This is a genomic window from Tianxiuia mixotrophica (assembly GCF_050596425.1).
GTDB lineage: Bacteria > Bacillota > Clostridia > Peptostreptococcales > Acidaminobacteraceae.
Map to the genome: position 1 here is coordinate 3839223 of NZ_CP192292.1, position 11771 is coordinate 3850993.

Here is an 11771-nt window from a genome sequence, read left to right on the forward strand (position 1 = left end):
TATTATTGGTTACATTATAGAGAAAAACTGTGTACATACTGTGTCTAAATCATATACGGCACTTCAATTATAATAGTTAGTCCTACAAGCGGTTCGTTCATAAGTCGTATTTGTCCGCCCATAGTATCAATTTCTTCTTTCAAAATTGCCATTCCAAGGCCTCTGCCCGACAGAGTATCTTCTCCTGGTTTTGTAGATATTCTTGGTTCAAACACATGCTTGAGAAGGTCTTCAGAAGTCATTGTTTCAAGGTAGGTCTCATCATATCCATATGACAGTCTTAGATTCTCCTTCAAATAGGCTTCGCTTATGCCCGCTCCATCATCCTTGACTTCCATACGGATAAAGGGCGAATTGTCCTTGGTAAAAAGTTCTATATTCAAGTCAATATTTCCTTCTGCTGGTTTGCCTCTTTCATAACGGAGTTCCGGCACTTCTATTCCGTGGTCAACAACGTTTCTAAAAACATGCACCATGACCTTTGAAAGACTCTCGTACTTTTCTGGGTCTACTGCAAATTCCCCTCCGGTGATTTTAAGTGGATTGACCTTTTTGCCAATGCCCTCCCCTAATATTTTCACATAGTCCACATAGGAGTCAAAGAGACGTTTAAATGGCAAGTGCCCCAGTTTTTTTATATCCTCAATAATGTCAGCGGCCTCAGTGCCATAACGTGCGCGTATTTCTTTTATGACATAATCCAGCTTATTTTTTGACACCTGTACAGTCTCTTTATAGGCGTACAAGTCAACGCCTTCAGAAATAAGAATATCTTTCAGTTTTGCCTCAAAGGTTTCAAGGACAGTGGTGTTTCTAAACAATGCCTTTATGGCTCCATGTGCTTTTTCCCCTGTCCCAATAAGACTTGACTCCAAATCGTGAATATCATTAACCACTTCTTCAAGACCATATATGGAAAATCCGCCCTTATAGTAATGTAGTTTTTTTGCCAGTTCATTTTTGAGACTTTCTTCTCTTTCCTTTTTGTCGATAAGGGTATACACTTCATCGGTCAAAAAGCTTTCGAAGTCCTCGTACAGTTCCCAAAATTCATTGGAATTGAGAATTATTTTTAAGGTTGTCCAGTTTTCTCTGGATTCATGACTCAGTTGTTCTTTTAGGGACTCTTCATAAGAAACATCAGTCATAATGATCATGATTTGATTTTTATATTCTGTGTCAATGAGCCTGTACTCGGTTTCTAAGTTGAAGCCATTGAGCTGAATCAGTGTCGGTAAAATAGACATATAGCTTTCTCTTCTTAAGAGACTTTTTTCGTTAATGACTCTCTTAACAGTGGTTCGCATCAAAACAGCTGTTTCATCATCATCATTAGTATATATAAGATCCCAAAAATCTAAGTTTTGAAGTTCACTGCCAAGATAATTTACTGCCAGCTTGCTGTATCCCGCTTGAATTCTTGAATCTTCGTTTATAGATAAAAAAGCCTGACCTGAATGATCTAGAAGTATCCGAACGTCTTCTGTCCTTTCATGCACCCTTTTATCAAGAACCCTATTCCACTGTTCTAACATATTTTTTGCCACTTCAATTTCTTTATTTCGTTTTTTAAGAGTTCTTGTGTTTTCCCTGAGCTCGCCAGCAAGATTCACATTCATCTTAAAGGCTTCTGAATACCGGAATCCAAGAGCCAGCGCTTGGGAGAAAATGAATATGAAAAGGCCGTAAGTGGAATATGTTTCATCATATACATCCGTCATATCATACATAAACACAATTAGGGCTATACTGAGTCCGAAAATTGCAATACGCATGCCCACTGCCTTCTCCTTTAAATGCTTGACCAGCTGCAAAAAGGCGTATATTCCGATGACCATAATCATAACTAGGAAGGCGTTGATCCAGTATAGTTGAATCACTTGGCCAAGGGTTATGCCCATGCCTGCATAGGTTAGTATAAAAATCACCTGTAGTACAATTTCCAGTTTTGAATCCGGTCGGTCATTCCCTAGTAAGATGGTGTAGCGCATTAGCGACAAGATAGTTATGACTGCGAAAAAGTAGCCCTGCTGCATCCGCATACTCCAAGACACCATAGGATAAATTTCATAAATGGTTTTTTCCCCGTAAAAGGACAGGGTCAAGGCTAGGAAAATGGAGAAAAGTCCAAAGTGCAAGGAAGCCTTTTCATCTGTTCGCATAGCATATATCGACATATGATACAGGCCAATCAGTATAGCTGTCGTGATGACCAGATGCTCTCTTAAATTGCTCCTTAGTTGTCTGCTCATAATTTGATCAGGCGTACCAATTACTATTTGGTCTTGAAAACCAGTATGGTGGTTGTCAAAATTCGCCACTTGAAGGAGCACACGAAACTTCTTTTCGTTTACAGGTAAAATGATTCTGGTCCGCTTTGTCATGGGTTCTTCTATAGATTTCCGCCAGTCGACCCGACCAAGTCCTGTTATAAACTCACCATCCACCCACATCTTATAGGATGAACTTATGTCAGGTAGCTCCACTGCAAGCACCTTTAAGTGTTTCGGGGGAATGATTTCGAAAATGTAGGTTCCAAAGGTTTGATGTCCATATTTTTTTGCATCAAGAAAACCATCCACTTTGGCGTACTCTGCTTTTTCTAAGTATGGATCTATGAATTCGTCATCATATACGATTTTTTCATGGACATATTTAATATTTCCATGCAAGGAAACTGGACCGGTCATATCAAACCTATGACGACTAATGTCTAGGACACCTTCATCAAATGTAAGGGGTTCAGTTGTTATTTCAGAAAACGGATAACTTAAAATCCCTATCCCCAAAACAACGAGAATAAATATAACTATCCAAAGAAGTTTAACCTGCCATTTCATAAGAAACCTCCTAAAACTGGATCTTTACTCACTTATACCCTTAAAATAGAAAAGACCCTGTCAGATACAGGGTCTTTAAGATTATTTATATAGTTGGTTTATCTTGCAGAAGCAACCGCCGTTTTATGCATACGTACATCGGCTTTGGCAACTGCTTTATATGTCTTCACCGTTTCTGGTGATTTTCTAATTTTAAGATCTATTTCGATTTGGTCAAATTTAAATTTCATTGTATGCTCCCCCTATGCCACCCGATTCACGCCTTGTGATTTGGAATGTTTTCTTTTATCCGCCTTGTTGCATCGTCTTTCATGATGATGATAGCTAAAATACGTCGTGAGTTGACTTTGCTTTTCCACTCGCCCCTTCATGAGACCCCTCCTGCTCCGGCGTTATTATGTAACGCCTTTTTTACGCGCCAAAGAAGTAGTCTGTGTTGACTCGCTCCTTATTCTTTTCATAGTGTTTAAGTGCTCTTTCGTTTTTGAAAGCTCTTTCTGCTGCTGATAGTTTTGTATGATTTCTTTTTCTTAATTCAACACGTACTTCTACGTTTCCAAGATTCATTTTCATAATATGTCCCTCCTAATGGGCTTTTTGTTTTTAGTCATTTTGATTTTCGTTTTTAGTTTTGTTTACATGATCTTTGTCAGCCATAAGGCCGTGGGTTAAGTGTGAATCACCTTAATCACCAAAATCCCTCCTATTCCTACGTTATTCATCTATGGTCAATGCATCTGATATGCACAACATCCACTTTCTAATTTAATCCATCTAAATCTTTTTATTCCAATTATAGCTAAAAAAAGCCCGCAGACAGTGTCTGCGGGCGTGTTTAGGCACAAAAAACCCGTAGGACATAACCTACGGGCAAAATTATTGAAAGGGTTTATAAAAATAAGATGTTAAATCTTACCTATTCAAAATTAAACTTAACGCAGGTCGCGCACTGTCTTGATTCTGTATTTGATTGAAATACTGCTGATGCAATTGATACTCCAGATAATACTTCCAGGGCTTGTAAGTAGCCTCTTCTATTGATAATGATCATGTTCGCGACCTCCTTTCGTCTAATAATAATTCATTCGTTGAAAGCTTCCACATTTGTCAGCTTTATTCTTCGTAGCTAGTATATAACCATGAAATCCTAAAAGCAAATAAACCTCATCTTTTGTAACGCTTTTGTAACACTAGAGACATATTTCGTTAATATTTCTTTAACGTATCCATTTTATAAAATGATGAATGCATTGAAATAACTTCACTTCACTCTTTTTAGTGCCTTTTTGAATCATTTCAGATATAATGTATACAAAGTTCTATATCAGTCATTAACAAAAATAAGTGCACCAGGAAACACATTTTTTGTACCTTTCTTTAATCGATAAGGGGTGGAATATATTATGAAAAAATTTGATTTAATTGAAAAAAAACGAGAACTCGATAGCCGAAGAACCAAAGACACCAGGGAAACCTTAGGCACAAGACTTGTTAAAGTAATTGTTGGCCTTATCGGTGGTTTTATGTTGTGGTCAGTCTTTACAACCGTTACTATGGCACCTTTTTTGAGCGTTATAGTTAATATTCTTATTGTCCTTGGCGTGGCTTTATACTATTTTAAATCTGGTGTTTTTTCAAAAAACTAATACTCTGCCTCATCTTAATTTTCTAAACTGAAATGCAACCACTAAAAGGGATCTTGTTCTAATCCCTTGTTTTTTTTGTCTAACAAGCAAATAATGATTCATTTCTCCCCCAAACATGAGCATCATACTCGACATGTACATCCATACCATAAGTATAATAATGGCTGTTAAGGATCCGTATATAATGCTAAAACGCCCAAAATTCCTTATAAAAAAGGAGAATCCGTAGGCAATAAGAACCCACCCCACCAGAGAAAAAACTGTGCCTGGCATGGCCTTTTTGAATGTCAGCTTGGTATTTGGGAGCACCACATGGGTGGAGCCCAGTACAAAACCAAGAAAAGCTAATACCCCCACCCACCTAAATGACGTGAAAGCATCAATAAAAGTCTGCGGTATTGGGATATAATGTCGTACGAAGTCAAAGAACTCTTTCCCCATGCTTGGGAGCACAAGGGCAAGAACTATGGCCAGTGCAAAAAGAATCGTATAAAACATTCCCATGAAGCGAATGGTGAAGTATCCGCGGGTTTCTGTCACTTCATACACAATATTCAGGGCCCGCATAAGGGCATTAATGGCTTTAGATGCCGACCACAAGGTGGCAATGATGGAAACTGAGATAATGCTTGTGTTTGTCTGAGCCAGTTGACCCACATAATCGAGAATAATCTGTGCAGCCTCTTTTGGCATGACACTGGACAGATTGTCCATGACCCATAAGTTATCTATGGAAAACCATCCAACAAGGGACACAAGGAATATTAAAAATGGAAATAAGGACAATATAAAAAAATAGGACATCTGTGCACTGAAGGCCGTAATATGATGTTCCTTATATCTTCTTTGCATATCTTTTATAAACTGAAAAACGACGGTTAACTCTTTCATAATCCCTCCTATATATTAACATTGTATCCTGATTTCCTTATAATTTCATTAAATTTTGTCACTTCCGTTGAAACAAGTCTATTACAAGGGTATGATTAGATTAGACAATTCCATACTGAAATCATGAGTCATGGAATAAAGGAGGATAACAAATGGGAAAAAGACTATCCATGCTGCCACTCATTGTCGTAATCGTCATAGTTGCAGTATTCGCAGGTTCTCAAAGTTTCTATGTTCTTGAGAACGCTGAGCAGGCCGTCATTGAACGGTTTGGTCAATTGGTAGATGTCGTGGACACATCGGGCCTAAATTTTAAAGTGCCTTTCGTTGACAGGGTACGTATTATCAACACCAACAAAATTTATTCAGTACAGTACGGGTATCGTCCTGAGAGTGAAGCCACTCCAAACAGCGAACCTGAGTATCAAGATGTTGAAGATGAACAACTGGTTTTAACAGAAGGATCATTCCTTGTTAACATCGGTGCGGTTATTCAGTATAAAATCACTGATGCGCCAGCCTATCTTTACAATGTTGATGACCAATCGGGCACACTTCGCCTAGCATTTGAAAGTGTTTTAAGAAGAAACATTCAGGACCAACAGCTTGAAAATGCTCTAATCAACAAAGATTCTATTGCAAGAGAAATTCTCCCTGAGCTCTCTGCGAAAGTTGCAGATTATGGACTTGGAATTTCAATTCTTGATGTCAAATTCACAGATGTGCTTCTTCCAGGCAAAGTACAATTCGCCTATGATGATGTAAACATTGCAGAAAACCAGAAGACTGAATTCAAGTCAAAAGCGGAAAAGTACACGAACGAACAGCTTCCTGCTGCACGTGCTGAAGCCTATGACAGAATTCAGAAGGCTGAAGCCTACAAGGCTGAAAAAATTTCACAGGCCAAAGGGGACGTTGAAAACTTCCTTCAAGTCTATGAGAAGTATGTATCCGCAAAAGATATTACCAAAACACGTCTTTATATAGAGACAATGGAAACAGTCCTATCCAAGGTTAAACAGAAGTACATCATTGATATTGATGGAGATGGCACAATCAAATATCTGCCACTCAATCCGGGTTCTATCAACCAATAATCTGTTAACCTAAAAAGGAGGGAAAAAGAATGGATAATAACAACAATCGTGGCCCAGGCCCTGATCTAAAAGATGAATTTTCTAAATTCAAAGAACAGTTTAAGAGCCAGGCTTCATCACATACTTCAAACGTCAATCCTGAAGAAGTGAAAAAGCGACGCAAGAGAAACATGCGTTTTACAGGCTTTATACTTATACTCCTTGCCTTTCTCATGAGCGCAAGCAGCTTTATTTACGTTGTCCGTGAAGACGAGGTTGCAACTGTAAGGGAGTTTGGTGATGTAAAAAAGGTCATCGTTGATAGGGATAATATTGACGCTGAAGAACAAAGTAAACTCGATAAGAATTTCCAAAACATTGAGATTGTAAAAGACAAGGGCTTGTTTTTTAAGATTCCTTTCATAACAAAGGTTCAAAAGGACTCTTCAAAGCTCATCACTTACATTTCAAATTATGCAAACATCAATACAAAAGATAAGATCAAATACGAAATCAAGATGTTTGCACAGTGGGAAATCACCCACCCAGGTCTATACAGATCTTCATTTGGTGGCACAGGCAACCTTCAAATTCAAGCAAATAGACTTATTGATGAAGTGGGATATGCACTCGTCATTCAAGCCATAAACGCCCTTGACTCCAATGAATTCCTACAAGACAAGGAAGTCCTCAATGCAAAACTTGACGAAGCCATGGTTGATTTAAACACCAACCTCGCTCAAAAGGGTATTGTTGTGAGAGACATTGAAGTTTACAGAACCATATTACCTGATTCAAATATTGAATCAACACTGCAAAAAATGGTCGCAGAACGTGCCGCTATCGCACAGCAAAAACGTTCTGAAGGACAAGAACTCTACCAGAACACAGTGGCAGACACAGACCGTGAAGTGGCTCAAATCATAGCTGAATCCATTGAAACAAGCGAAACAATTCGTGGTGAAGCCGATGCGACAGCCCTTGAAATCTATGCCGATGCATTTAGTGTCGATCCAGATTTTTATAAGCTGTGGCGTACACTTAAATCCTATGAGACAACCCTTGATGAAGACACCGTTATTTACATGAATAGCGACAATGATTATCTTGAGTTGTTTAATCAAGGTGAATAGATCCAATAAGTTATAAGAAAAATAAAGGTGTTGCATCGAATAAAATTCGATGCAACACCTTTTTTATTCAAACTCTTTGCTTGTTTTCAATAAGTCTAAAATATTCAGTTTAACACCAGAACCATTATAATATATTTTTTTCGAATCGTTTCTTAGTAATCAGCATTTTTTCTATAGTTTTCGAATTAAAAACAGACCACTCTTTACATTGAAAAAGTGGTCTATTGCGTCTTATCTCTATGATTATTTTATTTTCTTCATAAGCTCACCAAAGGCATCTGGTGTTAAGGACTGCGGACCATCTGACAAGGCATTGTCCGGATCGACATGAACTTCTATCATAAGGCCATCTGCCCCACAAGCTAGTGCTGCCATTGACATGGGATCAACAAGTTCCCTTATGCCTGTTCCATGACTCGGGTCAACGATGACCGGTAAGCCTGTTTCTCTTTTTAAGATAGGTACAGCCGTTAAATCAAGGGTATTGCGCGTGTAGGTATCAAATGTTCGAATACCTCTTTCACATAAAATTACGTCCTTGTTGCCACTGGATGCAATATACTCTGCTGCCAGTATCCATTCCTTTATGGTGGCACTCATGCCCCTCTTTAGAAGAACTGGTTTATCGAGCTGTCCGACCACCTTGAGCAAGGAATAATTATACATATTTCTTGAACCAATTTGAATAATGTCAGCATATTCATAGATTAAATCTAAATTGCTCTCATCCATAAGTTCCGTCACAATAGGCATATTTACAGAGTCAGCCGCTTCTTTCATTAAAAGCAGGCCTTCTTTGCCCATTCCTTGAAAGGCATAGGGACTGGTTCTGGGCTTAAAGACACCGCCCCTAAGAACATGTGCTCCAGCCGCTTTAACAGCCTTTGCCGTTTGAAATATCTGCTCTCTTGATTCAATAGAGCAGGGCCCTGCCATAACAATGGTATTGCCTGGCTTCCCTATTTCAAGGTCTCTTACCTTAACGATATGCTGTTCTCCTACTAAAATTTTAGGTCGCATATTATATCTTCCTTATTCCTGTCTGGTCAACTTCAGATAGCCACTCAGACACTGTTCTATTATTCACTGTTAATTCTGGCGCCAACTCTGCAAGGGGCACCAGAACAAACCCGCGTTCAGTCATTCTTGGATGTGGTACCGTTAATTCGGCACTCTGTGAAGTATAATCGTCATAGGTCAATATGTCAACATCAATTGTCCTTGGACCCCAGTGGATCAACCTCTCACGTTTCAGCTCTGATTCTACAAACTGGCAAACCTCAAGAAGTTCCTGAGGCGTCATTGTCGTTTCCACTTCAGCAGCTATATTCAAAAAGGCCTCTTGGTCTTCATATCCCCAAGGATCAGTCTCATAAAATGAGGACACTGCCCGAACTTGTATTTTGTCTGCTTCACCCAGTATTCTCATAGCATCATCCAGATTCTTTTTTCTATCCCCAATATTGCTTCCAAGGCTCAAGTAGGCTCTAGACATTGCGTTCTCTCCGAATATGAACACCAAAGTGATCAAAGACACCATGCACTGGTGCTTCAGGCTTTCGAACTTCGACCTCGACGGCCTTTACAAGATGAAAGTTCTCTAGTACATTGCTTGCTATGTTTTCAGCCAAGGCTTCAAGCAAATGGTAACGCTTGACCTCAGCATGGTCTTTCACAACTTGAAAAACATCGGCGTAGCTGACCGTATTTTCCACTGAATCTGTCACACCAGCGGATTTCAAATTTACCTCTAAGACCACATCTATAAAAAATTTCTGACCAAGAACTTTCTCTTCAGCCATAACACCATGATAGCCGTAAAAGCTCATGTTCTTCATTAATATCTTATCCATTCCAGCCCCTCACAATCGCATCTGCCACTTTTACAGCCCGCAGATTTTCTTTCACATCATGCACACGAACGATTTCCATACCAGCCATGACACCCACAACATTGGTTGCGATTGTCCCTTCAACCCTTTCATCTGATGGAAGGTCTAGAATCTTTCCGATCATAGATTTTCGGCTTGTTCCAAGAAGGATCGGATAGCCCAGGTCATGGAGTTCATGCAGTCTTCCCATGACAACAACATTCTGTTCAGATGTTTTTCCAAAACCAATACCCGGATCAAGAATAATATGTTCTTTTGGAACACCTGCATCAAGGGCAATTTGAATGGATTTCTTGAAAAACTTTCTCATGGATTCGATAATATCTTCATCGTAATGAGTGCCTTTTTGATTATGCATGGCTATAACAGGCGCACCCGCGCGGGCTGCCACTTTTGCAATCTCAGGCTCCCTTTGGAGGCCCCAAACATCATTGACCATATTGGCCCCTGCTTGTAGCGCGGCTTCAGCCACTTTTGCCTTATAGGTATCAATAGAGATTGGCACATTCACATTTTCACGAATGCCTTTAATGAGAGGTACGACACGTTCGAGTTCATCTTCAAGGGTCACTTCTTTGGCCCCAGGTCTTGTTGATTCTCCACCAACATCAATAATATCCGCGCCTTCTTCTACCATTTCTATAGCATGCTCAATGCCTGCCTTTACTTCATTGAACTGGCCCCCATCGGAAAAGGAATCTGGTGTGGCATTTAAAATACCCATGACGTATGTCCGTTTGCCTATTTCCAATGTGTGGTCCATAAATTTTATATCTATTTTATCGTATTTCTTTTTTGCTAGTTCACGCATTTTATCCCCCGCTTTCCAGTCATAGTTGATGTGTTCTATCGCCTTAACACCTCTGAAAGTATCAACTATGCAAAGTATAAAATAAGAGCCTCTTATTTTCCAAACGAAATAAGACTCATCGCTTCTGATCTGGATTTGGCATCTGTTCTGAAAATGCCTCTGGTCGCTGATGTCACCGTGTTGCTTCCCGGTTTTTTTATGCCTCGCATGGTCATACACATGTGCTCCGCTTCCACAACGACAATAACACCATGGGGGCTGAGTTTGTCCATAATGCAGTCCGCCACATTTGAGCTAAGTCGTTCTTGAAGCTGGGGACGTCTTGCCACCGTTTCAACAACACGTGCAAGCTTGCTAAGTCCTGTCAGCTTACCGTCTTTTGGAATATAAGCCACATGGGCTTTTCCAAAGAAAGGCACCAAATGATGCTCGCATGTTGAGTAGAAAGGAATATCGCGCACAAGAACAAGTTCTTCGTGTTGTTCCTCTTCAAAATGTAGATCAAGATGTTTTCCAGGATCTTGTGTGAGGCCTGCAAAAATTTCCTCATACATTCTAGCAATACGATCCGGCGTACCCACTAGACCTTCCCTATCTGGATCTTCACCAATTGCATATAGTATTTCACGAACCGCATTTTTTATACGTTCCTTATCCATAGTTATACCTCTTTCTTCAATCGTCACATATGTCTAGTAGACCCACTGTGCCATCAGCGCATTTGACAGGTCTCGCACTATAATATGATTTATATTATATGATTTCACTTCATTTATTTTTCTGACAGGCATGATCCCCATTAGGGCATTGGTGACAAAGACAGCCTCTGCATTCTTAATATCTTCAAGTGTGAATGCCCCTTCAAGGCAGGTTATTTTTTTTGATCGGGCAAGCTCAATAACTTGGGCTCGCATGGTTCCAGGCAATAGACCACTGGCTATGCCAGGTGTGTAAAGTACACTGCCCTTAACAAAAAATATATTTGTATAGGCCCCTTCAGTTATATAATCTTTCTCATTTAAATACAAGGCTTCATCATAGCCCTTTGACCTGGCTTTTTTCATAACCAGTAAATTCTCCAAGTAATTGACCGTTTTATGTCCAGCAAGTAAGGCGGTTGAAGACTTCCTAACTTCTGATAGACATAGGTCAAAGCCCTTTTCATACATAGGTTTTTTATATCTATTTTCTCGCACTTTAAGGCTTTCTTGGCTGGATATTCCGGTCTTATCAAGTTGATAGCGTACAAGTCCAGAATCAATTCCAGAGTTTTTTATGGCCTTTAAGAGGGTCATTTCAAAATCATTTTCAGACGTTTGAAAGGAAATATCAAGGGCGTGGGCACTTGTCTTTAAACGGATATAGTGTTTATCTAAATTCTGCACTTTCATATTTTGAAACCGAATGGTCTCAAAAAGACCATAGCCGTAATCCTTGGCTTCACTCATATACTGCCCCCTTCCTCTTGCTGTCTGATCAATA

The 11771-nt window shown here is 39.5% G+C and carries 14 protein-coding genes and 1 pseudogene; 3 read left to right on the forward strand and 12 right to left on the reverse strand.

The genetic code is table 11. The features are described from left to right. Nucleotides 1–44 precede the first annotated feature (44 nt). From ACQ4KW_RS17120 to ACQ4KW_RS17140, 5 genes are all read right to left on the reverse strand, one after another. The gene (locus ACQ4KW_RS17120; protein WP_430883655.1) at nucleotides 45–2840 is read right to left on the reverse strand and encodes an ATP-binding protein; all 2796 of its coding nucleotides are present in this window, start codon (nucleotides 2838–2840) and stop codon (nucleotides 45–47) included. A gap of 98 nt (nucleotides 2841–2938) precedes the next feature. Beyond that, a complete protein-coding gene (locus ACQ4KW_RS17125; protein WP_430883656.1) occupies nucleotides 2939–3070 on the reverse strand; it encodes a hypothetical protein in 132 nt (43 codons plus the stop codon). Between the two features lie 12 nt (nucleotides 3071–3082). Beyond that, entirely contained in the window at nucleotides 3083–3211 is a 129-nt protein-coding gene (locus ACQ4KW_RS17130) for a hypothetical protein (RefSeq protein WP_430883657.1), read from the reverse strand. Nucleotides 3212–3251: 40 nt separating this feature from the next. Continuing rightward, entirely contained in the window at nucleotides 3252–3413 is a 162-nt protein-coding gene (locus ACQ4KW_RS17135) for a hypothetical protein (RefSeq protein ID WP_430883658.1), read from the reverse strand. Nucleotides 3414–3756: 343 nt separating this feature from the next. Next, entirely contained in the window at nucleotides 3757–3891 is a 135-nt protein-coding gene (locus ACQ4KW_RS17140) for a hypothetical protein (protein ID WP_430883659.1), read from the reverse strand. Nucleotides 3892–4243: 352 nt separating this feature from the next. Between ACQ4KW_RS17140 and ACQ4KW_RS17145 the strand changes: the two genes are divergently transcribed. Continuing rightward, entirely contained in the window at nucleotides 4244–4486 is a 243-nt protein-coding gene (locus tag ACQ4KW_RS17145; protein ID WP_430883660.1) for a hypothetical protein, read from the forward strand. Between the two features lie 9 nt (nucleotides 4487–4495). Here ACQ4KW_RS17145 and ACQ4KW_RS17150 read toward each other — a convergent pair whose 3' ends face one another. Then, nucleotides 4496–5377: a YihY/virulence factor BrkB family protein gene (locus ACQ4KW_RS17150; protein ID WP_430883661.1), complete on the reverse strand. Its 882-nt coding sequence runs from the start codon at nucleotides 5375–5377 to the stop codon at nucleotides 4496–4498. Between the two features lie 152 nt (nucleotides 5378–5529). Between ACQ4KW_RS17150 and hflK the strand changes: the two genes are divergently transcribed. After that, the gene (gene hflK / locus ACQ4KW_RS17155) at nucleotides 5530–6474 is read left to right on the forward strand and encodes an FtsH protease activity modulator HflK (protein ID WP_430883662.1); all 945 of its coding nucleotides are present in this window, start codon (nucleotides 5530–5532) and stop codon (nucleotides 6472–6474) included. Between the two features lie 29 nt (nucleotides 6475–6503). Further along, nucleotides 6504–7586 carry an SPFH domain-containing protein gene (locus ACQ4KW_RS17160; protein ID WP_430883663.1) on the forward strand — a complete coding sequence of 361 codons (1083 nt, stop codon included), beginning with the start codon at nucleotides 6504–6506 and terminating at the stop codon, nucleotides 7584–7586. A 243-nt stretch (nucleotides 7587–7829) separates the two neighbouring features. Here the strand turns inward: ACQ4KW_RS17160 and aroF are convergent. The 6 genes and pseudogenes from aroF to ACQ4KW_RS17190 all read right to left on the reverse strand — a co-directional run. Beyond that, nucleotides 7830–8597, reverse strand: a pseudogene (gene aroF / locus ACQ4KW_RS17165) (3-deoxy-7-phosphoheptulonate synthase); the annotation flags it as partial. Nucleotides 8598–8607: 10 nt separating this feature from the next. Beyond that, nucleotides 8608–9081, reverse strand: a complete 474-nt coding sequence (folK, locus tag ACQ4KW_RS17170) for a 2-amino-4-hydroxy-6-hydroxymethyldihydropteridine diphosphokinase (protein WP_430883664.1) — start codon at nucleotides 9079–9081, stop codon at nucleotides 8608–8610. Next, nucleotides 9074–9439 (reverse strand): dihydroneopterin aldolase, encoded by a 366-nt coding sequence (folB, locus tag ACQ4KW_RS17175; protein ID WP_430883665.1) that lies wholly within the window; start codon nucleotides 9437–9439, stop codon nucleotides 9074–9076. The genes folK and folB overlap by 8 nt, the downstream gene beginning before the upstream one ends. Beyond that, entirely contained in the window at nucleotides 9432–10250 is an 819-nt protein-coding gene (gene folP / locus ACQ4KW_RS17180; protein ID WP_430886596.1) for a dihydropteroate synthase, read from the reverse strand. Before folP ends, folB begins: the two co-directional genes overlap by 8 nt. Before the next feature lie 131 nt (nucleotides 10251–10381). Further along, the gene (gene folE, locus ACQ4KW_RS17185) at nucleotides 10382–10948 is read right to left on the reverse strand and encodes a GTP cyclohydrolase I FolE (RefSeq protein ID WP_430883666.1); all 567 of its coding nucleotides are present in this window, start codon (nucleotides 10946–10948) and stop codon (nucleotides 10382–10384) included. Between the two features lie 33 nt (nucleotides 10949–10981). Continuing rightward, nucleotides 10982–11737, reverse strand: a complete 756-nt coding sequence (locus ACQ4KW_RS17190) for an aminotransferase class IV (RefSeq protein ID WP_430883667.1) — start codon at nucleotides 11735–11737, stop codon at nucleotides 10982–10984. Nucleotides 11738–11771: the final 34 nt, after the last annotated feature.